Raw genomic sequence first — 25,123 nt, 5'->3', positions numbered from 1 at the left:
TAGATATAATATTCAATTAAAGCAATCAAACCTGTAATTAAAAACCAAGCGATTTTTTATCCTATTAATGACAAAAGTTTCGAAATTATACAGTAATTCAATCCTTAATTAATATAGTAATACTTTATTATTATTTAGCTATGCTATAGCATTAGCATGTTAAATGAAAAGCTCCAACTTTTTCCTCAACTTTAGATTCATTATATAATACGACAGCCTTATCAGTATTAGCTACAATTACATCTATTCCCATTCCTTTTAACTTCTTAATAAGTTCATCGGGGACTCTCATTATTCCATATTTACCTTTGCCTATAATCAATACATCAGGTTTATAGTCCAAAATTTCTTTGATATCCTCATCACATAGATTATGTCCATTCTTTCTCCACCAGTTGCTCTTTACCTTATCAGGAAAGATTATTACATCGTGATTATATTTCACTCCTTCAATAATTATTTCACCAAACTTATAACTATCGATTCTCATCCTCTCCTCCATTTTAACAAAATATTAATTTATAATTTTATTTTTGATATGAAAATTAAATAGATTAAATAAAATAGCATGGGTTATAGTAATAATCTAATAGTATTTTTAATGATCTATCCGAACTGTGTTATTCAAATAGCTCAAAAAGTGTTAAAATAATACGCCCCGTTTGCTAAATTTTCCTGATAAATACTTTTTATCTTGTTCTTAAGGTACGAAGAATAAATACTTGAATAAAGTATGAGGAAGAGTAAAATATTATTTTCTACCATTTATTGATGAATTTTAAAAAAGGATACAACTTGACATATGATCTATTTAAGAAATATTATTACTACCTGAAATAAAGAACGAATTTTTTGCCCTGGAATATATGAGATTTATATATGGCCAAAATTTTATAATAAAAATATTGGCTTTAAATTTGAAGATTGACTGGATTTTAATTAAACTATTTTTTCATACTATATTACCTTAACGGAATATCATTTCAATTAGTGATATTCTAAACTCTTATATTTTGCTTGATAATTCCCCAAAATATCTGGATTAATAAAATTCAATGCTTCATTGATCTGGTCCTCAGTTGGAGATATCTCGAGGAAATCAATTATAACATTCAACATGTGCCTTGGATTTCTAAGAAGATTTTCTATATGTATTTCAATATATTTTTTGTCAGCCAGAAATTTCTCAATCCTTTCATGCCCTTTTTTTACAACTTCGTAATAGGTATCAATACCTTTATACTCCCTGAACTTTCTGAATAATAAAAAAATAGCCGTAGGAATAAGTAGAAATCTATTCCTCCAGCTAAAAAGAGGAAATTTTTCTTTTAACTCTGGCAACCAATATCTAAACCTCGAGGTTTTATAAAGCGAAGCAGCCGTATCGGCAATGTCCCTTTTTAAATGGATGTAATAGGGATTTTCAAAAAGCTGATGGACATAAGGAACGATATAAGACAATGCGGGATCTTTAAAACCCCATATTTCTTTTTTGCGACTTCTAATAAAATTTTTTATTCTATCATTATACTTTTGTACTTTTCTTTCAAGTAAATCCTCATTAATGTCGAGCCTTTTCGTTAAATCAAGCAATAATCCTGATTCAAAAAGTATATTTAAATTTATTCGCTGAAACTCCTGATCTTCATAACAACCATATTTGTTTAAGTGTTTTCCCTTAGAAAGATCAAACGGATTTCCCATTGGAATACCCAAACGATGCAGAATACCAGCGAGCAGTGAAGAACCACTACGCGGAATTGTGAGTATTAATACCGTTTTTATATTATTACCTTCAGTTTTGCTTAAAATTCTTTTTGCCATTTAATAACCTGTCGATAAATGTGAATATCAACAATAAAGCTATAATTACATATGTAACTATCTTACCAGTAGGGCCTATTATATTGACAAAGTATTCAAAACCAAATGTCCAACTTAGTATGCCCACTAGCATTGATACAATTACCGTGATCAATAAAATATCCTTTTTCATTCCAAGAAATAATCCCAGAAATGAACCCGCTATTGCCCCTGTCAATGGAAAAGGAAGCCAGATGAACACAGGAACAGAAAAAGTACCAATTTTTGACCATTTATTTTTCTCTTTTTTAGCTTTTTCATATGAGAGATTAAGAATATTTTTTAAAAATTTCCTCTCAATTACATTTTCATGAAAGTGCGTTATAAAAGGGTATAATATTAATAAAAATGTAACATTTACCAGAAATAAAACTATACATATTACAATATTATATAATTTTAATTCTATACCTACCACAATAGCGGTGATTCTCCCACCAACTATCGACGCAGTAATTACACCCATAACTTTCAAGAACATTATTCTATCAAAAATAAATATCAATGATAAAACAATAGCAATCACTACGAATAACGATATACCGATTATGAAACTAAATCTATCCAGTGAATTATTTTTCAATATTTGAGATGCAACCTTCATCCAAAACTATATGCTTGTGTAATATTTGCCTAAATAATTCCGAATTTCCCTGATATAGAACATTTTTATCATATTTATCCAATATATTTTTAATGTAAATATACACCTTATCGGCATCTAATAACCTATCACAATAATTATATTTGCAGGTTCTAATAATTTTCTGCAACGTACAGCTAATACTTTTACATCTTGGTTTTGCTTCAAAAACTCTGGCTGGTGCATTCTGATAAGAATCTATATGTAAATTTGAAAATGAATCATATCCATAAATCCTTGAATCCGAGGCTTTGTAAAGTCCTACGATAGCAGTTCTATTATTCAAAGGTGTTTTCTTATTATAACCAAACTTCTTTGCAGCTACAATATGAATTGGTCCTGTATCAAGTCCTATATATACAGAGCAGCAATCCACCAGAGCTGCAAAAAATTCAATAGAAGCATCTTCAGGGAAATATATGACCTTATTTCGATATTTAGTTTTAAGGTAATGACAAATTCTCCTATTAATATTTCTGAAATTATATGTCGGACCGAGAATTATACCCCCAACCTTATCATTACATGATAGCCTATATATTAGCTTTTTATAAAAATCTCCATTGATAAATGTATATTTACTTGATGAATCAGGATGGATAAAGATTATGTTTCTTGATAAATCCAATCCATTAGCCCTTAAAAATTCTCTGGATTTACAAATAGTGTCCTCATCGATATACAACTTCATCTCTGGCTTATAATCTTTTAAATCATTTATTTTAATACTATTTCTTAATAGATAAATTATATCTTTAATATATTCGACAATTCTATATGAAATATGAGTTCTGTCACCACGATGGTAAGACTCTAATATTTCGAAAATCAACCTCCATGGATACAATATAGGTATTTCAATATTTTTAAAATGGTTCTCATTAAAAAATGGGCAGAAATTAAAAATAACGTCATACCCTTTATTTTTGATTACACTTATTAATCTATTTAAATTTTTGTATGAAAAATCAACACTGCTACTAAATATCGGGAATATATTAGATATAAATGGAATTTTACCAATAAGACTTTCAACACCTTCGTTGAAAATATAATCGATTTCGACATCTTTTAAATAATACTTTAAAGTCCCTACAGCAGGTAGAATTAATAAAGAATCACCTATATTGTAATCTGCTACTACAAGTACTCGATGTAGTTTTTTTACATTATTTAAAATCCTCTTTTCTTTTTTGCGAATAATTTTACTAATACTTATGAAGTCCAGTAGATTAAGAGTAAGATTGCTTGTTACTTTTAAATATTTAGGTGGGATTAGTTTTAATAAATCTAAAGGTTTCTGAATCATGTTCTTCCTTTCCCGACACTAACATAAAAATTATGAATTAATTATTCAACCATATATTTATGCTGTTATAAACCAATGTTAAATAAAATTTATTCACAATAGAGTATTTAAAAATAATAGTTATAGTTCACTTTTAATAAAAAGCGCGAAATTCTTAGAACTGAACTTTACCATAAAAGGTGAATATTCCCTATTCTTACATTTACCAATCCTGCCTCTATCGACACTCGATAACAGTTATCAGCCAATTTCTTAGGTGTTCGCGGTAAATCTGATAAGAAAAATGTTGGATAGAAAGCAAGGAGAATGTAGGGTATATTTTTATCAATTCTGGCGATAAACTTTGCAATTTTAAACACTTCTTTTTCATCTATATAACCGGGTACAAGCAAAGTACTTGCTACCAGCAGTGGTGGATTAGCTCGCCTGTCTATATAATCTGCCACATATTCAAAATTTCTTAATGTATTCTTATTTGTTACACCGCAAAGAGCAATGTTCAATCTTTCATCAAAAGTTTTTAAATCAAATTTAATTATCCCCCCACTATCCAGGCTTAACCGAATCATATCATCAATATAAGCGTTCGAAATATTACCATTTGTTTCCCAGCATATTCTAACATCCTTCTTTTTAGCTATTGCCTTTTCAGAGGTTGACACGGCATGAAATATCTGAGTCGATGGATCACCCCCAAAATAGCAAATGCAAAAAGTATTTTCGTCTATAAAACTTGCTAATTGTTTATCAGATACTTTACTGGCTGATTTATATTCCCTGAAGTGCCAGTTTTGACAGAATAGGCAATTGAAGGAACAACTTCTATAAAAGACTGCCAAATTCTTTTTACCGGGATTTTTTGATCCCTCACAAACCCAATCTGCAACACAATTTGTCGGTAAAATATCATAATACCAATTCAAGTATCCATTATTTTTATCTCCCGCCTCATGAACTAGTTTCCCATCTACATTCTTTCTCAATCCACAAAAGCCGTACTCCCCTTCTTTCATTTTGCAATTGTTACCACATATACCGCAATTAACAGTACCATCTACAGGTACTTTTTCTGGTAGACTAAAAACCCTACGGGACTTTCTGTGTATTTCCAGTATTTTATCAATTACATTATTTCTATTTAACCTGATGCAATCGACACAGGCAAATAAATTTTTTGAAATAATGGCTTCTTTATTGCATATCGGGCATTTACTTAGCAATGCCATTATTTAGTATAGTATTTTCGTAAATAATTGGTTCAATCCCTTTTTCCTCTAATCTTTTCTTTACATGAGGGAGAATGAAGATCATTTCATACTCTATTCTTTCAGCTAAAAATTTTGATACATTACCTATTAACTTTTTAAAATTTTTTACATTCTCTTCGGTGCTAAAAGATATCACCACGCTTGCCCAGCATGATATTTTATTTTTATAAAGATTCTCCAGTGCCAATAATTGTCTGTCGAATCCACTGGGATTTGCTCCTGTCAGTAAAGCAAACTCATCCCTATTTGTCCCTTTAAATGATACACGGACCCTCAAATTTTTAAATATCTTTAACTCCCTTGCATAATCTTCATCAATTAACGTTCCATTGGTTTCAAGAATAAAAATATAATTTGTATTGTTCACTATTTTTAGAAGCTCAATCAGGTGTTTCTTTGAAATAGTTATTTCATTACCACTTATCCTAAGTTGTCTATAACCATATCTTCTTGCAGTTGAAACCAGGGATTGGAATATACTCTCCGGATTATAAAACCTGCCACATTTTTTAGGATTATTTCTGGGATAATTACTCCAGCAAAATACACAGTCCAGATTACAACCAACACAATCGCATGTGGCTATTCCACCGTAAAATCGACCTGCTCTACTGATACGATAATATTTTCTTTTATTATCATCTACAACAATAGAGCATATCTCTTCAGCTTTTTCTATAGGATCAAACATAAAAATTACAGCACATTTCTAATAATTCTTTATAAAAATCTTAAATGCCTCTATACCTGTAAGGCATGCCACTGTTACAAGGATTCCAGCTATTAATACTCCAATTACATTTGCTATAAGGAATTTTTTTAATTTTAAACCAATTAAATAAGAAGCAAGTGCACCGGTATAAACTCCACTCCCTGGCAATGGTATCCCAATAAATACTGCAACTGCCCACTCTCCATATTTATTCACACCTTTCTCTATCCGCTTCTGTGTTTTTTTGACATACAAATCCCATATTTTATCGAAAAAAGGGACTTTTGTAACTATATTAACAAAATAATCGAGGATAACAAAAACAAAAACTCCAAGAATAATATTGGCAACTATTGAAATTATAAATACTTCAATCCATGTGTAGCTCGTGGAGAATATTCCAAAAGGAATCGAAGCTCTGAGCTCTAATGCCGGAACAAATGTAATTGCTATAATTTTTAATATTTCATTTAAAGCTTGTCCTTCTACCATAAATAGCTCCTGAAAAATAACATAGTAAATTTGATTGTGTCAAGAAGGTTATTTATACTGCTTTTACTACCCCTACTATATATCGTTGGAATTTTTATCTCACGAAAGTTAATATCAGGTTTTAATAGGGTTCTTATCAAATACTCACTCTCAAACTGGAACCCATTTTCTTTATAATATCCAATCTTAAAATTTTCCAATTTATAAAGCCGAAATCCACATTGACTATCATGAATCCTTTTGCCTGTCCTCAAAGAAATTAGTAATGATGTTATTGTATTTGACAAAATTCGATGAAAAGGCATTATTTTAGGACTAAAATCCCTCCAACCAGAAACAAATTCATAATCCCCTCCATTATTTGCTTTTATAAATTCACCAATTTTTTCTGGAGGATGCTGTAAATCTGAATCAATGGTAATCGCATACCTGTAACCCATCTTTTTTGCATATAACAATCCCTTTTTTAATGAATAACCTTTTCCTCTATTGACTTTGTTTCTAAGCACATCAACATTTTTAAATTTCTCAAGAACTTTTACCGTATAATCGCGCGAACCATCATCAATAACCACAATATCAATCCCCCTATACAAACTCTTTATCGTTGTAAGCAATTTTTCAATGGTATTCGATGAATTGTACGCAGGGATAATTATAATAAAATCTTTCATAAAATTTACTATACAAAATCAATTGAATTTAAGGAATTGAAATTTTGAAAACATCAGAGAATATTTGTTTTCACGTTTAGAACGTTCAGAATTTAAAAGTAAAAATACAATTGAGTTTTTCAATGATTTGGTTATATCTAAACCAGTCAGATTGGAATTTTAATTTCACAATTATTATGAACAACTAAAAATGTTATATCAAAGTTCTAAAAATCATCTTATTGAAATCTGCACGATTAGCAAGATTAATAACTCATCACGACTTTGGATGTCCAAAAAAACTGGTTCGAGAAAAATACTGGTGTATTAAACACAAAAGATACCACAAAACAACCGATGAGGTTTCGAAATTCATAAATAGATACAGCTATGATATTACAAAAAACTAAAGGAATTTTATAAAATCATGAAAGAGTTATTTATAAAAATATTCCAAATAGATTATAGGACTGTATTTATAACGGTTTATAGAATAATTCCCAGGGTGCAGGAGAAAAATTAAGAGGTGAGATTTATAAAAAATCTTCAGAATTTAGATAAATAATTTATAAGGAAAAATACGATCTTTAAAATCAGTTAAATATGGGCTAAATAATTCAAAAAATTAGATATTAAAAATTCCTTGAATTTCTCCCCTATTTTCTTGAATATTTCTGCCTGTAATGAGATTTGACAATGAAATTACCAAAGATTAGTCGAAAATTCAGGTTACCACTATATATAATATTAAGCATAATACTCGGAACAGCCGCTGGTCTCGTTTTCAAAAAGTACATTTACGGAACCGCCGATGTTATAGGGACAATATTCTTAAATCTGTTAAAATTAATCACTGTGCCACTAATATTTACTTCAATTTCTACAGGCGTAATCAGTCTGAGTAATTCCAAAAATCTTGGTAGACTTGGGCTAAAAACAGTCGCTTATTATCTTATATCAAGTCTTGTTGCTATCATAACCGGTTTGACTTTAACAAACATAATAAAACCAGGCACTGGTTCCAATTTATCTACTCTACTTAAACCGGTTGAAAATCTCAATATAGAGGCTATTTCTCTACGCGACATAATCGTCAGGATGTTTCCACCAAACATATTTGAGTCATTCGCGAAAGGAGACATGCTACCTGTAATAATATTTTCAATTATCATAGGTTTTTTTATATCTAGGGCAGCTACAAGAAGCAGGATATTATTATCACGTATTCTTGAGTCGGCATTTGAGCTGATGATGAAAATAACAGAGTTCATCCTCAGGCTGGCTCCCATTGGTATATTTGGTATTGTTGCTAAGATTGTCAGTACAACCGGTCTTGATATCTTTGCTAATCTGGGAAAATACTTTTTAACAGTTCTAACAGGTCTTTTAATTCACTACTTCGTATCTCTGCCACTTTTTATCTATATTCTAACAAAGCTAAACCCCTATAAACACATGGCAAATATGGCTCCAGCACTCTTAACAGCCTTTTCTACTGCTTCTTCCTCTGCTACACTGCCTTTAACTTTAGAATGTGCGGAGGTAAACTCAGGTATATCTAACAAAATTTCAAGCTTTGTATTTCCTCTTGGTGCTACTATTAATATGGACGGAACAGCTTTATATGAGTGTAGCGCGGCAATTTTTATATCCCAGGTATATGGAGTAGACCTTTCATTCGGACAACAATTTATCGTTATTTTTACTGCCTTACTCGCCTCCATTGGTGCAGCGGGTATTCCAATGGCAGGACTTGTAATGCTTGTGATAGTTCTCAGATCTGTTGGACTTCCAACAGAGGGAATAGGCATTATACTTGCAGTTGACAGAATACTTGATATGATAAGGACCTCAACTAATGTATGGAGCGATAGCACAGGAGCTATTATAATAGCATCTACTGAGAATGAAATCGACAACGCTATATTTAACAATTAAAGATATCCATTTATTTAGCTTAAATATTCAATTGAATATTATTGTTATCTTGAATTATTATTTGTATCATTTTTTATGTTGAATTGAAAAAAGAATTTGCTTAAGATTGAAAGAAATTTGACGATTATTATAATGGTTCTTTAGATCATATTAAAGATGAATTGTACTGATTATAATTTTAAAAACATAAAAATAATTAAAAATTTTATTAATAAAGAGTTATTAACTCCATCTATAAATCCATTCCCTAGGCGCCGAGCATAATACCTAATTAAAACGGGTCCAGAGCCCACTTTCACCGATTAGTATAATTACAGGTGGGAAAAGGACCCGATGTGAGTTCTTTATATAAGGAGACTAAAATGAATATAAGAACAGGAATTTTTGGAGTTTCAGGTTACACGGGAGAAGAATTGTTAAAGAGACTACAACATAACGAAAAAGTAGATCTAAAATTTGCCACGTCAAACAGTTATAAAGGCAAATCCTTAGGTGAAATTTATCCTACTCTTTTCAGATGGTCAGATCTTATAATTACAGATAATGATGTTGATACACTTCCTGAAGTCGATGCTGTATTTTTATGTTTACCGGCAGGACAAAGTTTTAAATATATCTTCAAATATATTGATAGAAACACGAAAATAATTGACCTTGGCGCTGATTATAGGTTCTCCGAACCTGAATCTTATAAGAAATGGTACGGTATAGAAAATCCATTAAAAGATTATACCAGTTACACCGCGTATGGTCTGCCTGAATTTTTCAGAAATCAGATAAAAAATGCAAAAATAGTAGCAAATCCAGGTTGCTATCCAACCTCAATCCTACTCGGGATAATACCTTTATTAAAAGAAGATATAATAGAATCATCTACTATCATAGTCGATTCAAAATCTGGATGCTCAGGAACCGGAAGGAAACCAACAGAAAGAACACATTTTATTAACATAAATGAGAATATTATCATTTATAACGCAGGTAGAATTCACAGGCATGTTGGTGAAATCGAGGAGAAAATAGAGCTTCTTACAAATAAAAAGGCTCAGATCATTTTCAATCCTCAGATAATACCGGTTAATCGAGGTATCCTATCAAATATATACTGCAAATTGAAAAAAGATACCAGCATTGAAGAGATATACTTAGCCTATGAAAAATATTATTCAAATGAGATTTTCATAAAACTAAAAAAAGATATATATCCTTCACTAAAAGACGTTATATATACAAATTATTGTTTTATCCATGTAATTAAAGTTGAGAATTCACCGTATATTACAATAGTTTCAACCATAGATAACCTGGTAAAAGGAGCCAGTGGTCAAGCGATACAAAATTTTAACATAATCTTTGGTATGGAGGAAACCCTATGTCTATTGTAAAAGATAGCGTTGTTATAAAAATAGGGGGAGCAGTATTAGATAGAAAGAAAACTATAGATGAATTATCGTGGAATATTTTAAAACTAAAAGATAGATTCAGATTTATCCTTGTCCACGGTGGAGGTAAGGAAATTACAAAACAGCTAAAAAATTGTGGGATAGAATCAAAATTTTCTGGTGGGTTGAGAATAACCACAGATAAAGAAATTGACATAATTGATAATGTAATTACCAATAAAATTAATAAGAACATTATACATAAGTTTCAGAATGATGGTATCAATGTCATAGGACTTTCTGGAGAAAACAACAATTTATTTGAAATTGAGCCAGTTGTCTTCGATGGTATAACAAAATCAAGAGTAGGTAAAATTGTAAATACAAAAAAGGAGATACTTCTAAATTACCTTGATAAAGGAATTATACCTGTTGTCTCCCCCATTTGTATGAACTCCCATAATAAAAGATTCAACGTAAATGCCGACGAGGTTGCATACGCCATTGCGACAGCTATCAAAGCTAAAGTTTTAATCTTCATTTCAGATGTTTCTGGAGTCTATGTAAATGGTAAACTTATAAATTCCTTAAATATAGAAAACATTCACCAATTAATTAAAAAAGAAATTGCTACGGGAGGTATGGCTGTAAAATTAAAATCTAGTGCAAATTGCATACAAAAAGGTGTTGAAAAAGTTATTATTACAAATTGGGCAGGGAGGTCAACCCTAATAAATATTTTAGAAAACAAAAAGAAAGAATTAACCGTAATAAAAAGAGGAGGTATTAAAATGGCTGATAATCAATGGATTCAATTATCAAACGAGGTATTAATTCAATCATATCATCGACCTAATATTTTAATAGAACGTGGTGATGGGATTTATCTGTATGATTCAAAAGGGAGAAGATATATTGATTTCATCTCGAGTGTTGCTGTTTCTTCCTTAGGGCATAGTGATAAGGACTTGATCAATAAGGCTGTCGAACAGTTGAATCAGTTATGGCACTGCTCCAACTTATACCATTCCAGACCTCATATTGAACTTGCTAAGTTGCTGACAGAAAAAACATTTGCAGACAAGGTTTTCTTTGTAAACAGCGGTGCTGAAGCGGTTGAAACAGCCTTGAAATTTGCCAGAAAATGGGCATACGCAAATAAAGGCGAAGAATGTTATGAATTCATTTGTTTCAAGAACTCATTTCATGGAAGAAGCTATGGTGCTTTATCTGCAACCGGTAATGAAAATTACTGGATAGGTTATAAACCCCTTGTTCCCGGTATAAAATTTGCCGAAATGAACAATATTAACTCTGTTAAAGAGCTCATTAGTGAAAAAACATGTGCTATCCTGATAGAACCGATACAGGGAGAAGGTGGTATACACCCTGCCACTAAAGAATTCATACAAGAGATTAAAGAACTCTCTACAAAACACAATTTTCTACTGATATTCGATGAGATTCAATGTGGATTGGGTCGGACTGGATATTTTAATGCATACGAGTATTACGAAATTGAACCTGATATCATGACAATTGCCAAACCCTTAGGTGGAGGATTACCAATCGGCGTCACACTAACAACGAACAGAATAGCGGAAAATATTAAACCAGGTGACCATGGATCAACTTTCGGTGGAAATCCTGTAATTACCGCTGTAGCGGTAGAGATTATTAAAAAGATCTCAAATCAATCATTACTGGAAAACGTAAAAGTCAACGGTGAATACTTAATGAAGAGACTGAATAAGGTCAAAGAAAAAACAGATAAAATAGTTGAAGTTAGAGGTAGAGGTTTTATGGTCGGAATTCAGCTAAATGAAGATCCTACAGAACTTGTAAATAAATGCATTGAAAATGGATTGTTTATCTGCAAAAGCTGTAATAGTACAGCAAGGATGTTACCTCCACTAATCACAACAAAAGAGCAGATTGATGAGGCAATTGAAATATTCACTAAAGTGATAACAACGTGAGGGAAAACAATGATAAGAGAAGCAAAAGTAAAGGATGTAGACGCAATAGTAAATTTAATAAATATTTTTGCGCAAAAAGGTATAATGCTCGGAGTTTCAAAAGCATATGTATATGAACATATTCGCAATTACATTGTAGTGGAAGCAGATGGTAAAATTGTTGGGTGCGGTGCATTAAGAGTACATTGGGCTGATATGGCAGAAGTAAGATCATTAGCTGTGGATCCTGCATATCATAAAAACGGTAGAGGAGCAAGAATTGTTACACACCTATTACACATGGCTGAGGAAATTGGTGTAGAAAAGGTTTTTGCATTGACTATGCAGGTGGGTTTTTTCAAAAAACTTGGATTTAAGGAAATAAAAAAAGAAGAATTACCATATAAAATCTGGAAAGATTGTATAAATTGCCCGAAATATCCAAATTTTTGTGATGAAGAGGCTGTTATAATTAATTTAAAAGACTTTAAAAAGGAGGTTTGACATATGCCCGGTGAGCCCAATAAAAAAGTAGTGTTAGCATATAGTGGAGGTCTTGATACTTCAGTCATACTAAAATGGTTAATTCTAAAGGGATATGAGGTTATTTGCTTTATTGGAAATGTAGGTCAAAATGATAATATGGATGAAGTAAAAAACAAGGCACTACATACAGGCGCAAGTAAAGTTTATGTTGAAGATTTAAGGAGGGAATTTGTAACGGACTATATATTCCCCGCACTTAGAGGAAATGCTTGTTATGAGAGAAGATACCTATTGGGTACTTCCCTGGCGAGACCAGTTTTAGCTAAAAAACAGGTGGAAATTGCAGAAAAAGAAAATGCAGAATATGTCGCACATGGTGCTACTGGCAAAGGCAATGATCAAGTAAGATTCGAACTCACCTACTATGCCTTAAAACCAGATATAAAAGTTATTGCGCCCTGGAGGGATGAAGAATTTCTAAACCAATTTAAAGGAAGATCAGATTTGATAAAATTCGCCAAGAAATATAACATTCCAGTGAAGGCTACGAAAGAAAAGCCCTATAGCGAAGACGAAAATCTCATGCATATAAGTCACGAAGCTGGCATACTGGAGGACCCTGACCTTCCTCCTCCTGATAACTTATTCACAAGAACACGCCTGTTGAAAGATACACCTGATGAGGAAGACATTATAGAAATTCATTTTAAAGATGGGTACCCGATTAAAGTTGTAAACAGAAAAGATAATGTAGTAAAAACTGACCCACTTGAATTGTTTATGTACTTAAATGAACTCGGTTCAAAACATGGTATTGGTGTTGTCGATATGGTAGAAAATAGGTATATTGGCATTAAATCCAGAGGTGTTTATGAAACACCCGGAGCGACAATACTATGGAAAGCACACGAGGACATCGAAGGAATTGCAATGGATAAAGAGGTGATGCATCTAAGAGATATGTTAATACCAAAATTTTCTGAACTCATCTATAATGGATACTGGTTCTCTCCTGAAATGGATTTTCTAATGGCAGCTTTTGAAAAAGCACAGGAAGAAATTGATGGTATTGTAACTGTAAAACTTTACAAAGGTAATGCAATAATTATCGGGAGGAAATCTCCTACATCTCTATATGATCAGGACCTTTCAAGTATGGAGGTTGAAGGAGGCTTCAATCCCTTTGATTCAACAGGCTTTATAAATATAAATGCAATTAGATTAAAAGCTCATAATTTAGTTCTAAAGAAAAGGGATCCCTATGAATGGAGAAAAAGGTTCAAATAAATTGTGGGACATTGATAGGACAATTGATAAAAATATTCTTGAGTTTACTGTCGGTAATGATTACTTAATCGATCTTGAAATACTACCTTATGATTGCACTGCTTCCATTGCACATGCAAAAATGTTAAAAAAATTAGGCATTTTAACAGAAAAGGAGTTAGAGAAGACTATAAAAGAACTTCAAAAAATAATTGAGTTACATAAAGAAGGAAAGTTCATAATTAAACAGGAAGAAGAAGATTGTCATACAGCAATTGAAAACTATTTAACTAATAAACTCGGGGATACAGGTAAAAAAATACATACATTCCGATCAAGAAATGATCAGGTATTGACAGCCTTACGACTTTATTACAAAGATAAAATAAAGGAAATAAATAATCTCATTGATAGCTTTATCCTTACGCTAAAGAATTTCATAAAAAAATATGGTAGAATAAAAATTCCAGGATACACGCATACACGTCAAGCAATGCCAACTGATATAAAAACTTGGTCTGAATGCTGGATTGATTCTATGAGAGACAATAAGAAATACATTAGATCTGTTATGGAAATAATTGACCAGTCACCTTTAGGTGCTGGCGCGGGATTTGGTACACCCATTAAAATAGATAGGGATTTTACCGCAATAGAAATGGGATTTAAAAAGGTTCAGAAGAATCCTATCTATTGCATTAATTCTCGTGGCAAATTTGAAGCTGAGCTACTAAGCTCATTAGCAATGATTATGTTTGATATCAATAAAATCGCATCTGACATAATCTTCTATAGCATGGATGAGATTGGTATTTTCAGGCTTGATAAAAGAATCTGTACAGGAAGCTCTGTTATGCCGCATAAGAGAAACCCCGATGTCTTCGAAATATTGAGAGCCAATTATCATGTAGTTAATTCACTTGAGTTTCAAATAAAGAGTTTGATTGCCAATCTAATAAGTGGATATCATCGGGATTTTCAATTGCAAAAAGAGGCTGTTATAAAAGGTTTAAAAACTACAATAAACTCTTTATCAATTTTAAATCATACTTTCAATTTTATTGAGATTGATAAAAATAATGCAAAAAGACTCATGTCAGAAAGCCTATATTCAGTAGAAAAAGCATACAGACTCACATTAGAAAAAAATATCCCTTTTAGAGATGCTTATAAAATAATAAAAAAGGGAATTGAAAAATAACTCCGCTATTGATTTAATTCCAATCATGATATAAATTTAAAGCGCTATTTTGGAATGCGAGAGTAGCTCAGTTGGTAGAGCTCCACGTTGCCAACGTGGTTGTCGCGGGTTCGAGTCCCGTCTCTCGCTCTATTTGATTAGCCTGTTCTAAGTAAAATAAAAAATATAAAAAATGTCTATTGATGACTCTCCCAAAGAAAATACTATGGAGGAGCTGAATTGGGAGTGTCCCAATTTTTGTGTAAATGGGATAAAGAAAATATCTTCCTTACTGTTACTTACTTGTGTAAATACCTCCTGTGAGTTACGTTTCTCAAAAGAGATCCTTCGAACAACCACTCAACAACCTGGAAAAAGATCTGGAAACCGCAAAAACTATGGATGATTTGCCTTGTAAAAACGGCGTCATCTCTCAAAAGAGATCCTTCGGAAATCCGTAGGATCCCTATTCGGGAGAGGGTTTTGCAAAGTCACCAAAGCCAAAACCTTTTCCCCAACCGACACAGCATTTGAAAAAATGCTTTATCTGGCTTATTTATGCGTCTCAAAGAAATGGAAAAAAGCCATCAGGGACTGGACAAAAATTATTGCCCAGTTGGCTATCCATTTCGAAGGAAGATTAAACCTGTCTCAAAAGAGATCCTTCGGAGAGTTTTAATGAAAAAGGTATTTACACAAAAAATGAAACAGTCTCTCAAATCACAGATTAATCGAAGACGAATTCTACTGCAGAGAGTCATTCAGCTCAATGAAGGATTTCCTTAATAAAGCTTCATTTTATCAATTCTATTTCAATTCCCTGGGGGAAAACTCATATAAAAAATTCAAAACCCCGGTAAATATCCTGAAAGATTATAAAATATCCCCAAGTATCGCATTCATGCCTCCACTCACGAACAGGGATTCTACGAATAATCCTCGACAAATTACTTGGGAAAAATCCATTAACCTTTCCACTTAAACTTAACTATAACCTGTACCACCATGTACCTGAACCTCCCGTTTCTTTGCAAACAGTGTACAGTTCATTCACATGGTTTACAGCTAAGGAGGTTAATAGAATTGACAAGGATAATAAAGATTAAGAGGATAACAGATGAGATGTGAGAAGAATAGTGGAAGGAGATGGAACAGATTTGATAGATAAATTTGAAAGAGAGGGTTCTCTCTTGAGATTTACCCGAAAAATTGAGTATAATAGTAAAATTTATCGTAGTTTTCAGAGAACTTCATTTTAGAGGTAAAAAGAAAATAGAAGGTACTTTCCAGAAAGACAAACCCGACGTGTAAAATTGTTCTATTAACCAATGAAGGTCGTATTAGCAGAGAAGAGATTTTGAGTCTCTATCGACTGACAGAGATAACCAAAAGGCAAAGAGCTCTTTGTGAAAATTTAATGTTAGTATCTCAGTGAGTACATAATTATTGAAACCGAGGATTTTAGGATTGAAGGAATTATGATAGGTGGGATAAAAGGTTAGATAGTTAATCTATTATGTCAAAATCGTAGATTGAAACATCGTAATCGCCCTGAAAAGCAGTGTCCTGCCAGACTCGAACAAGGATAACTGGATTATCCTCTTTCCAGAAATAAACTGTTAAAAATAAGTATCCTACATCCTCATATTTTTCGGCTTTCCAGTGCTGTTTCAGTTTTATCCCATAGACCTTGTCCATTTTCCTGTGACGTATGATTTTTATGTCTTCAAATTTGAGGTTTATATAAGAATTTGATGGGAATATGTACTTTCTTAATCTTTCAATGTATTGTTTTTTTGTATATTGACGGTATTGCACAATTTTTTCTGGTGGTTTGTTAGCACAGGTCATCAAGTCATTAAACTCGGGTTTTTTATATAGTACCGTTCCAGAGATAATCAAAGCGTCATCGCTAAAAATTTTTTCTAAAAAATCAGCGTCTTTTCTACTGTAAGCTGTACCAAATACTTCCAAGAATTCGAGTATTTTCTGGCGTCGAGCTTTGTCAATGTCGCCTATTCCTTCGTTGAGTATATCCTGATAATTATGAGCAGGTATGGAGTATCTTACTCTTGCTATCTTACCTTTTTTGTTAAATGAAAATACCAGATACTGGACCGGGCTTGCCTCTGTCTCTCCTACGTCTACATGTACCTTAATTCCTCTGACTTCAAAAAGACCACTGGTTACAACCTCAATTACATTCAGATTATATCTTTTTTTTGCAGTGTAAGGTTTTGTTTTCTCAACTATGTCTTTAAAGTTATTGAAACCCTCATCTGTAAAATAATCTCTCACACTCTCAAGATTGCCTGCTCCTTTGAAAACTCTGTTTGATTCTAATAGTATTCTCGATAGTGTTTTTGATAGTTTCTGACAGAATGCAGGATCGGTTCCTGCGACAATATTTATGTCAGGTTTTACCTGCGCATATATAGTCAGAGTTATTATCAGTAGAGAAACTGTAAGGAAAATCGCCTTATTCATTTAAATTTCCCCTTTTTAAAGAATCGAACATTAGAGATATATTGAAACTAAAAAGCTACTCTCCATCAACCACTTTCCATTCATATTCTATAATCCATGCTTTCACAGTATTATCATAGCTATTATAGCTTCCCGAGGCGAGCAAGTTTCCATCAGGGCTGAAAGCAACCGACCGGACAGAACCAGAATGCTGTCCTGTCCACAACAAGCTTCCGTTGCTACTGTCCCATACCTTTACGGTCCTGTCATAGCTTCCCGAGGCAAGCAAGTTTCCATCAGGGCTGAAGGCAACTGACCGGACAGAACCAGAATGCTGTCCTGTCCACAACAAGTTTCCATTGCTACTGTCCCATACTTTTACTGTGTTATCAGAACTTCCTGATGCGAGCAAATTTCCATCAGGGCTGAAAGCAACTGAATAAACAACAGCGGAATGCTGTCCTGTCCACAACAAGTTTCCATTGCTACTGTCCCATACCTTTACAGTCTTATGAGAACTTCCTGATGCGAGCAAATTTCCATCAGGGCTGAAAGCAACAGACGGGACATTACCAGAATGCTGTTCTGTCCACAATAGGCCTCCATTATTGCTATTCCATACTTTTACTTCACCATCATCCCAACTCCCTGATGCGAGCAATTTTCCATCGGGACTGAAAGCAACTATATGAACAGTATAAAAATGCCATCCTGTCCACAACAAGTTTCCATTGCTACTGTCCCATACTTTTATCGTATTGTTAATGAGCGAAGCGAACAAGTTTCCATCAGGACTGAAGGTGATGCAACGACCACCAGTATGTTCTTTTGCCCACAACAAGTTTCTGTTACTGATATTCCATACTTTTATGCTATCGTAACTACTTGACGCAATTAAGTTTCCATCGGGACTGAAAGCAACCGAATAAACAATAGAAGAGTGCTGTACTGTCCACAATAGGTTTCCATTACTACTGTCCCATACCTTTAATGTTCTATCAGAGCTTCCAGAGGCTAGCAAGTTACCATCAGGGCTGAAAGCAATTGAATTAATATAACTAGAATGCTGTCCTGTCCATAATAAAGATGTGGCAAGATAAGGTACTAATTTTTTTTCTTTCCCTGGATCAGAAACATTATTATCAGTGTATGCTTTTACCCTGTAAGAGTAGGAATTATCGAAAGAAACATCGGTATCAATGTAGAACGTATCAGTAGTTGTCGCATACTCTTCGAATTCTCCATCGTTTGCCTTTCGCTCTACCTTATAACCTATAACATTTTCAAATGGATGATGATTCCATACGAGCTTTATCTCAGTATCTGAGATGACAATAATATCAAAATTTGAAGGTGCAGGGAAAGTTGTTTGAATTTCACCTTCAATTTTTTGGGTAGTATAATCGCCTGCATATCCATATACACGATAATATATGTTTTCATTAAGTAAAGCTGATTCATCTATCCACTCTGTTTCGTTTACACCAACATTTCCATATCCCACTTCCCAATCACCAGTTGATAATTTTCTGTCTATTCTATATCCATCTTCGAAATCAGTGTTATCTTTCCAGGATAACTTGACCTCGTGATCAGAAATTTGAATTATCTTTAATTCAGAAGGAGCCTGAAAAGGGATTATGGTATCTTCTATACCAGATGAGCTTAAATTTCCTTTGTATGCATATACGCGATAATAATTGATTTCATGAGGTACAGCATTGGAATCTGTAAATGTTGTGATATTTTCACCGACGGTACCATATTCGATTTCCCATTCCCCGCTGCCAATTTTTCTATCAATTTTGAATCCATCTTCACCTTCACTATTATCAGTCCATACAAGTTTTATTTTATCCACTGCCAGCTGTGAGATTGATAGGTTAGAGGGTTCCGGGAATTGGGGGGTAATATTAGCTTTGATAGCATTAGAATTTGTATTTCCTTTGTAAGCGTATACACGGTAGTAGTTGATTTCATATGGTACTGCATTAGTGTCTGTAAATGTTGTGACATTTTCAGCGACGGTACCATATTCAATTTCCCAGTTCCCATTGCCTATTTTTCTGTCAATTTTGAAACCTTCTTCTTCTGATGATCTATCTTTCCATGTTAATTTTACATTAGTGACAGCTATTTGTTGAGCTACTAGATGTTCCGGTGCAGGTAAGGTTGGATTTATTGATCTTTCTATGGATGAAGATTTGTAGTTGCCTTTGTATGCATAGACTCGATAGTAGTTGGTAACATTTGCGACGGGATTATTATCTATAAAGCTGGTAACATTTGCACTGACATTGCCGTAACCAATTTCCCAGCTTCCGTTGCCAATTTTTCTATCAATTTTGAATCCATCTTCACCTTCACTATTGTCTGTCCATTCGATTTTTATTTTATCCAATGCCAGCTGTGAGATTGATAGGTTAGAGGGTCCCGGGAATTGTGGGGTAATGCTATTTTCGATAGCATTGGAATTTATACTTCCTTTGTAGGCATATACACGATAGTGGTTGATTTCATATGGTACCGCATTTGAATCTGTAAATGTCGTGATATTTTCACCGACGGTACCGTATTCAATTTCCCATTCTCCGGTGCCAATTTTCCTATCAATTTTGAATCCCTCTTCCTCCTTGCTATTATCAGTCCACTTAAGTTTTAAAATATCGACTGATAATTGTACTATTGATAGAGCTGATGGAGCTGGAAATGAAGGCTTAAAATATTTACTTAAAGAGGCAGAAGTATTATCACCTGCATATGCATATATCCTGTAGTAGTGAATTTTACTTGAATCAGGTATTACATTTTCATCTATCCATTCTCTTACATTTTTCTTGATAGTTGCAACAATTTCCCAATTACTATCATCTACTTTTTTTTCTATCTTGAATCCTTCTATATTAGTTATTTCCTGTTTCCATGTCAATTTTGCTTTTGTTACACTTATTTGTTCGACCTTAAAATCCGATGGTGCCCATTCGTCAGGGGATAGCTTACAGTTGGGATCAAAAGGATTTTTCCAATCGTAATCTTTTTCACAGGTTACAATCGAAATCAACAAGATTAATAGAAGTCCGCTTATTAATCTTAACATTGATTTCCTCCCAATAAGAATAAATGCTTCCTAATAGCGAGCCAATGCTCAGACCAAAGGAAATTTGAGAGACTGTATAAGTAATTTGTGCGTAGTTATGGTATTTTTTTGCATAGTATGGAGTGGCTGATCTTTGATAAATCCTATAAAATTCATCAGATTTGTACCAGCAGTAGGTTCCTATTGCTGTAAAAACCACACTGGAGGCAAGAGAAATATATTTCCTTCTTTTCCACCTATCCTTTTTTTGTTGTAATGAGCCTTCATATGTCAGCAGTTTGAATCTAACTTCGGTAGTTTTGTTTTCTTTTACTTCTGCCTTTTTCTTCCCTGGTATGAAGCCTTTAAATCTTGCTTCTATATCATATTCTCCGATCAGGAGAGTTAGTATTGCAGGTGCTTTTTCTGCATATTTACCATTAACATATATTTCTGCATTCATTGCTTCAGGTGGTTCAACTATTACTGATACAGCACCCTGTCTTGGAACTAAATCAAAATTAATCTCCTTTGTTTCACCCAGTGCAATGTATAAATCTTTTTCATCGGGATAATATTTGTCTTTTATTGCTTTTACATTATGATTTCCTGGTTCCAGAAATTTCTTTATGCTCCCTTTACCGACATATTCACCGTCAATATATATATCTGCATTATTTGAAGTGTTAACTATCAATGTTCCGACGCTTGGGGATAATATTATATTTCGTATTGTTTTTTTACCATCTACCACTTCTATTTCCTCGGTTGCAGGAAAAAAATATTTTTTCTTAATTTCTATCGTGTATCTTCCTGATGGAAATTTCTTGTTTATGAAAGGCGTTTTGCCTGCTTCTTTACCGTTTATATATACGGTAGCACCTTCTTCTGGAATCGTATGAATCTCAATTGTTCCGAAAGCCGGGCTTAGCTCAAACTCTATTTGCTTTTTTTCTTCATCAGTTATTTCAAACTCTATGCTATACTCATGGTAAAGATTCAAATTAGCAGTTAGCAGGTGTTTCCCGCTTGGCATTTTCACATTAGCAAGAGGTGTTTTTCCATAGCTGATTCCATCGATAAAAATTTCTGCATTATCAGGATGGCTCACTACGCTCAAATAGCCAAATCTCGGCCTCAAAATCTTTGAGATTTGTTTCGCTTCGCCCTCTTTTAAGCTGAAAGTAATAAATTCTGGGTAATACATGCTCTTCCGAATTACCATTTGATGTTCTCCTGCGGTGAGGCTATAGCCTGGAATTGGTGTACTTCCTATTTTCTGACCGTTGATTATAACCTCTGCCCCCATTGGATCCGTATCAACAGCAACAATGCCCGGTGGACGAAACTCAATTCTGGTCAACTCATCCTTCGTTAAATTTATCTTGTGCATTTGATCTTTTTCTATCTTTATAGTTGTTGAAACGGGGCTGTATCCATCTTTTTCAAAATGAAACGTGTACTCTCCTTTTGGAAGTTTAAAAGTTGCCAGGCGACCCTTGGTTTTAATTGGTGCAAACTTTCCATATGAGCAATATACATCCGAGACATTAAACTCAAAGTTTACCTCAAAAAGTTTTTCGTCAATTCTTTCTCCGATAAATTCTACTCTTTCTTTAACAAAACACTCATATGCTCTGCCTTTATCAAATGTATATCTCTCACTATATGATAGAAATCCTTTTGCCTTTATTTCAAATCTCTGATTTCCAGGGTAGAGAGTTATTTTCCACTCTCCTTCACTGAGCTTTTCAACTCTTTTCAGTCCCATATTACTGTCAAAAGTCAGACCCGGGATTTTGGATTTGACAATTAGCTTTGCTGTATTTGGTTCAGCAGATACCCCTCTTTCAAGCTTTTTTATCTCTACTTCAAGTTCTTTAAGTGTCCCCTGTGAAAAAAGAAAGCTACAAAGAATCAAAAATGATATTAAAGTGAATATCTTCCTATTCATCTCCTCTCACTCTATTTAATTAAATTTGTTTATTATTAATAACATATAAATAGATCGGGTGTTTTCTTCAAGTGTCTCCATTGTTTTAACTTGTCTGAATACTTCAGAAACTTCTTTAAGTTTACCAGCATGACAGCTTTCATTATACCAGTATTTTAAAGTAAAAACTTTTTTCATAGTTCACCTTAATTTTTTATGTTAATATAAAAATTTAAGACGCACATCGATAGTACGTCCCGTAAGCTGTGCTATTATTCTGTAACGACTTCCACCCATATACCAGCCATTTTTCTGCCGCGATATTTTTCTTTTAATGAAGATGAACTTTCTCCAGAATCAATGTTTATAAAATTACTGTTTTTAAAGATGTAAATCGCCTCAAGTTGATTATTCTCTCTATCAAAAACAAAATAGTACAATCCCTCTTTACTTTCAAAATCTTTTGAACTACCGAATACAATTTTACCACTTTTTGACAGTTCTTTAACTGTTTCTATAAATTGGTTAATCTCTATTGTGTTCATCAATTGGTTTATTGGTGTATAAACATCTTTTTCGGTCTTTTCTGAAATAATTGTGTAGTTTTTACTGCCCTTTGAGCTAGTACTACTGTAAAATGTATAGACATTTTCTATGGTTTTTTCTGAAAGATTTAGCTTTTTTGAAATAGATAATTCCCGGTCATTATTTATCTCAACTTTTACTAAATAAATCCCTGTGTCAGGGTATGTATGAATTGGATTTTGAATATTTGATTTTTGCCCATCTCCGAAATCCCATTTTATCGTGCTTATAGATAGATGTCTCATTTTGGGTAAGAATGTAACAGTTTTGCCTTTAAAGTTTACGACGAAGTCGAATTTTACGTACTCTGACAAATCTATAGGTATCAATATGCTATTATCAAATTTTGGAAAATCTAAAGCATTATAAATGAATTGAACATCTTTGTTCTGAGGCATTTCAGATTCAAATTTATATTCAACCTCGAGGCATACCTTTCTTGAAATACCTGAAAAATCACCATTTAAGACAAGATATGCTTTACCGTTTACCACTTGTCCCCAATCCTGTTCGCTCCCATTATAATAGTAAAATTGCATATCTATAATAGGATTTTCTCTATAGTAAAAATTTAAAATCACTACAAAATCTTCACCATCTACATAACTTTTATAAATCTCCCACCTAATACCCTTAAAGATATTATTGATCTTATCGACTAATAAAGTTCTTGCATTGCCTTTAACGTTATAAGGCGGAAGTGAAACAATTATGGTATCTGGGTAGGAGAAACTCAATATATATGACCAGTAGTAGTTTTTTAAAGCTGTTGATATATCTCCTGAGAGTTCAGAATGGATAGCGGATTTTAGCATCGTTCTGATATTGATTTTTCTTTCCTCAAATACTCTCTTAACTTCACTTTTTAATACTCTTGCCCTTACTACCCAGGTTTTCTTTTTCTTAGAATTATGAAACTCTACATTTCTCAGGCAGATAGATGAGTAGGTTTTTATTTGTGACTTTACGTAATCTTCTGTTATAGTTAGGTTTTTTTCTTCTTGAGTAGTCTGGAAAAGTGAAAAAATAAAAGTTTCAATGTTTCTTGAAAGATCTGCAAGAGCAAGCTCTTTCGCTTTCTCTAAGGTTTCTGCTTCTCCTGTACCTTCATAATATAAATTCGACTTATAACTTTGCGTGTGTAATACAGAAACAGAAGATAAAATAATCAAGGTAAGCAGAATAAACTTGAGAGATATAAAATGCCACCTAAAATATATTTTCATAGATAAAGCTTTATGGCGTTTAGAACCAATCATCTATATATTCTTGTCAATCTATCAATAACATATTGAAAAATATACAAAAGTGACTAAACTTGCAACATGTTTTGATGCAACCCCACGTTTTTACTCCAGATTTAACAATAGCTTCTCAAGTCTGCATGGTAAATAGTTTTTAACAGAGTCAAGTCAAAAATGCTGTGTAAATTCACCCCCCTCTTAACGGGAGTGTCCCAATTTTTGTGTAAATGGGATAAAGAAAATATCTTCCCTACTGTTATTTACTTGTGTAAATACCTACTATGAGTTACGTTTCTCAAAAGAGATCCTTCGGACAACCACTCAACAACCTGGAAAAAGATCTGGAAACCGCAAAAACTATGGATGATTTGCCTTGTAAAAATGGCGTCATCTCTCAAAAGAGATCCTTCGGAAATCCGTAGGATCCCTATTCGGGAAAAGCTTATCAAATACTTAACTATAGCAGCTGTTACATCCGTAGGATCCCTATTCGGGAGAGGGTTTTGCAAAGTCACCAAAGCCAAAACCTTTTCCCCAACCGACACAGCATTTGAAAAAATGCTTTATCTGGCTTATTTATGCGTCTCAAAGAAATGGAAAAAAGCCATCAGGGACTGGACAAAAATTATTGCCCAGTTGGCTATCCATTTCGAAGGAAGGTTAAACCTG

General features: G+C 33.2%; 18 protein-coding genes and 1 tRNA gene. 7 read left to right on the top strand and 12 right to left on the bottom strand.

All coding sequences use genetic code 11. The features are described 5' to 3' along the window. Positions 1-151: 151 nt before the first annotated feature. The 8 genes from H0Z29_09525 to H0Z29_09490 all read right to left on the bottom strand — a co-directional run bounded on the left by H0Z29_09525 (position 152) and on the right by H0Z29_09490 (position 6,961). On the bottom strand, positions 152-490 hold the full coding sequence (locus H0Z29_09525; protein MBO8131737.1) for an Mth938-like domain-containing protein: 339 nt from the start codon (positions 488-490) through the stop codon (positions 152-154). A 497-nt stretch (positions 491-987) separates the two neighbouring features. Next, complete coding sequence (locus H0Z29_09520) at positions 988-1,824, bottom strand: sulfotransferase (protein ID MBO8131736.1); 837 nt, start codon at positions 1,822-1,824, stop codon at positions 988-990. Further along, complete coding sequence (locus H0Z29_09515; GenBank protein MBO8131735.1) at positions 1,796-2,467, bottom strand: small multi-drug export protein; 672 nt, start codon at positions 2,465-2,467, stop codon at positions 1,796-1,798. The genes H0Z29_09520 and H0Z29_09515 overlap by 29 nt, the downstream gene beginning before the upstream one ends. Further along, the gene (locus tag H0Z29_09510) at positions 2,436-3,815 is read right to left on the bottom strand and encodes a glycosyltransferase family 9 protein (GenBank protein ID MBO8131734.1); all 1,380 of its coding nucleotides are present in this window, start codon (positions 3,813-3,815) and stop codon (positions 2,436-2,438) included. Before H0Z29_09510 ends, H0Z29_09515 begins: the two co-directional genes overlap by 32 nt. A 167-nt stretch (positions 3,816-3,982) precedes the next feature. Then, positions 3,983-5,041 (bottom strand): radical SAM protein, encoded by a 1,059-nt coding sequence (locus tag H0Z29_09505; GenBank protein ID MBO8131733.1) that lies wholly within the window; start codon positions 5,039-5,041, stop codon positions 3,983-3,985. Then, complete coding sequence (locus H0Z29_09500; GenBank protein MBO8131732.1) at positions 5,025-5,774, bottom strand: radical SAM protein; 750 nt, start codon at positions 5,772-5,774, stop codon at positions 5,025-5,027. The genes H0Z29_09505 and H0Z29_09500 overlap by 17 nt, the downstream gene beginning before the upstream one ends. Before the next feature lie 18 nt (positions 5,775-5,792). Then, on the bottom strand, positions 5,793-6,287 hold the full coding sequence (locus H0Z29_09495; GenBank protein MBO8131731.1) for a small multi-drug export protein: 495 nt from the start codon (positions 6,285-6,287) through the stop codon (positions 5,793-5,795). Continuing rightward, on the bottom strand, positions 6,281-6,961 hold the full coding sequence (locus H0Z29_09490; GenBank protein ID MBO8131730.1) for a glycosyltransferase family 2 protein: 681 nt from the start codon (positions 6,959-6,961) through the stop codon (positions 6,281-6,283). The genes H0Z29_09495 and H0Z29_09490 overlap by 7 nt, the downstream gene beginning before the upstream one ends. A 675-nt stretch (positions 6,962-7,636) precedes the next feature. Between H0Z29_09490 and H0Z29_09485 the strand changes: the two genes are divergently transcribed. The 7 genes from H0Z29_09485 to H0Z29_09455 all read left to right on the top strand — a co-directional run bounded on the left by H0Z29_09485 (position 7,637) and on the right by H0Z29_09455 (position 15,300). After that, positions 7,637-8,878 (top strand): dicarboxylate/amino acid:cation symporter, encoded by a 1,242-nt coding sequence (locus tag H0Z29_09485; protein MBO8131729.1) that lies wholly within the window; start codon positions 7,637-7,639, stop codon positions 8,876-8,878. Between the two features lie 362 nt (positions 8,879-9,240). Further along, a complete protein-coding gene (locus tag H0Z29_09480; GenBank protein ID MBO8131728.1) occupies positions 9,241-10,263 on the top strand; it encodes an N-acetyl-gamma-glutamyl-phosphate reductase in 1,023 nt (340 codons plus the stop codon). Beyond that, complete coding sequence (argB, locus tag H0Z29_09475) at positions 10,251-12,239, top strand: acetylglutamate kinase (GenBank protein MBO8131727.1); 1,989 nt, start codon at positions 10,251-10,253, stop codon at positions 12,237-12,239. The genes H0Z29_09480 and argB overlap by 13 nt, the downstream gene beginning before the upstream one ends. A 9-nt stretch (positions 12,240-12,248) precedes the next feature. Next, positions 12,249-12,722: an N-acetyltransferase gene (locus tag H0Z29_09470; protein ID MBO8131726.1), complete on the top strand. Its 474-nt coding sequence runs from the start codon at positions 12,249-12,251 to the stop codon at positions 12,720-12,722. A gap of 3 nt (positions 12,723-12,725) precedes the next feature. Further along, entirely contained in the window at positions 12,726-13,991 is a 1,266-nt protein-coding gene (locus H0Z29_09465; GenBank protein MBO8131725.1) for an argininosuccinate synthase, read from the top strand. Further along, on the top strand, positions 13,966-15,171 hold the full coding sequence (gene argH / locus H0Z29_09460; protein MBO8131724.1) for an argininosuccinate lyase: 1,206 nt from the start codon (positions 13,966-13,968) through the stop codon (positions 15,169-15,171). The genes H0Z29_09465 and argH overlap by 26 nt, the downstream gene beginning before the upstream one ends. Positions 15,172-15,227: 56 nt before the next feature. Beyond that, positions 15,228-15,300, top strand: a tRNA-Gly gene (locus H0Z29_09455). 1,356 nt (positions 15,301-16,656) lie between these two features. Here H0Z29_09455 and H0Z29_09450 read toward each other — a convergent pair. The 4 genes from H0Z29_09450 to H0Z29_09435 all read right to left on the bottom strand — a co-directional run bounded on the left by H0Z29_09450 (position 16,657) and on the right by H0Z29_09435 (position 24,436). Then, positions 16,657-17,637 (bottom strand): hypothetical protein, encoded by a 981-nt coding sequence (locus H0Z29_09450; protein MBO8131723.1) that lies wholly within the window; start codon positions 17,635-17,637, stop codon positions 16,657-16,659. Between the two features lie 55 nt (positions 17,638-17,692). After that, positions 17,693-20,713, bottom strand: a complete 3,021-nt coding sequence (locus H0Z29_09445; GenBank protein MBO8131722.1) for a PQQ-binding-like beta-propeller repeat protein — start codon at positions 20,711-20,713, stop codon at positions 17,693-17,695. Next, entirely contained in the window at positions 20,655-22,646 is a 1,992-nt protein-coding gene (locus tag H0Z29_09440) for a PEGA domain-containing protein (GenBank protein MBO8131721.1), read from the bottom strand. The genes H0Z29_09445 and H0Z29_09440 overlap by 59 nt, the downstream gene beginning before the upstream one ends. Positions 22,647-22,897: 251 nt before the next feature. Continuing rightward, a complete protein-coding gene (locus H0Z29_09435) occupies positions 22,898-24,436 on the bottom strand; it encodes a PKD domain-containing protein (GenBank protein MBO8131720.1) in 1,539 nt (512 codons plus the stop codon). Positions 24,437-25,123: the final 687 nt, after the last annotated feature.

Source organism: Candidatus Neomarinimicrobiota bacterium (genome assembly GCA_017656425.1).
Taxonomy (GTDB): Bacteria; Fidelibacterota; UBA2242; order UBA2242; family B5-G15; genus JACDNV01.
Note: the sequence above shows the minus strand (reverse complement) of the source record. Positions and strands in the feature narration are given on the sequence as shown.

Coding starts and splice junctions, on each gene's coding strand:
- H0Z29_09525 (MBO8131737.1), bottom strand. CDS start 490: ATGAGAATCGATAGTTATAAGTTTGGTGAAATAATTATTGAAGGAGTG.
- H0Z29_09520 (MBO8131736.1), bottom strand. CDS start 1,824: ATGGCAAAAAGAATTTTAAGCAAAACTGAAGGTAATAATATAAAAACG.
- H0Z29_09515 (MBO8131735.1), bottom strand. CDS start 2,467: ATGAAGGTTGCATCTCAAATATTGAAAAATAATTCACTGGATAGATTT.
- H0Z29_09510 (MBO8131734.1), bottom strand. CDS start 3,815: ATGATTCAGAAACCTTTAGATTTATTAAAACTAATCCCACCTAAATAT.
- H0Z29_09505 (MBO8131733.1), bottom strand. CDS start 5,041: ATGGCATTGCTAAGTAAATGCCCGATATGCAATAAAGAAGCCATTATT.
- H0Z29_09500 (MBO8131732.1), bottom strand. CDS start 5,774: ATGTTTGATCCTATAGAAAAAGCTGAAGAGATATGCTCTATTGTTGTA.
- H0Z29_09495 (MBO8131731.1), bottom strand. CDS start 6,287: ATGGTAGAAGGACAAGCTTTAAATGAAATATTAAAAATTATAGCAATT.
- H0Z29_09490 (MBO8131730.1), bottom strand. CDS start 6,961: ATGAAAGATTTTATTATAATTATCCCTGCGTACAATTCATCGAATACC.
- H0Z29_09485 (MBO8131729.1), top strand. CDS start 7,637: ATGAAATTACCAAAGATTAGTCGAAAATTCAGGTTACCACTATATATA.
- H0Z29_09480 (MBO8131728.1), top strand. CDS start 9,241: ATGAATATAAGAACAGGAATTTTTGGAGTTTCAGGTTACACGGGAGAA.
- argB (MBO8131727.1), top strand. CDS start 10,251: ATGTCTATTGTAAAAGATAGCGTTGTTATAAAAATAGGGGGAGCAGTA.
- H0Z29_09470 (MBO8131726.1), top strand. CDS start 12,249: ATGATAAGAGAAGCAAAAGTAAAGGATGTAGACGCAATAGTAAATTTA.
- H0Z29_09465 (MBO8131725.1), top strand. CDS start 12,726: ATGCCCGGTGAGCCCAATAAAAAAGTAGTGTTAGCATATAGTGGAGGT.
- argH (MBO8131724.1), top strand. CDS start 13,966: ATGAATGGAGAAAAAGGTTCAAATAAATTGTGGGACATTGATAGGACA.
- H0Z29_09450 (MBO8131723.1), bottom strand. CDS start 17,637: ATGAATAAGGCGATTTTCCTTACAGTTTCTCTACTGATAATAACTCTG.
- H0Z29_09445 (MBO8131722.1), bottom strand. CDS start 20,713: ATGTTAAGATTAATAAGCGGACTTCTATTAATCTTGTTGATTTCGATT.
- H0Z29_09440 (MBO8131721.1), bottom strand. CDS start 22,646: ATGAATAGGAAGATATTCACTTTAATATCATTTTTGATTCTTTGTAGC.
- H0Z29_09435 (MBO8131720.1), bottom strand. CDS start 24,436: ATGAAAATATATTTTAGGTGGCATTTTATATCTCTCAAGTTTATTCTG.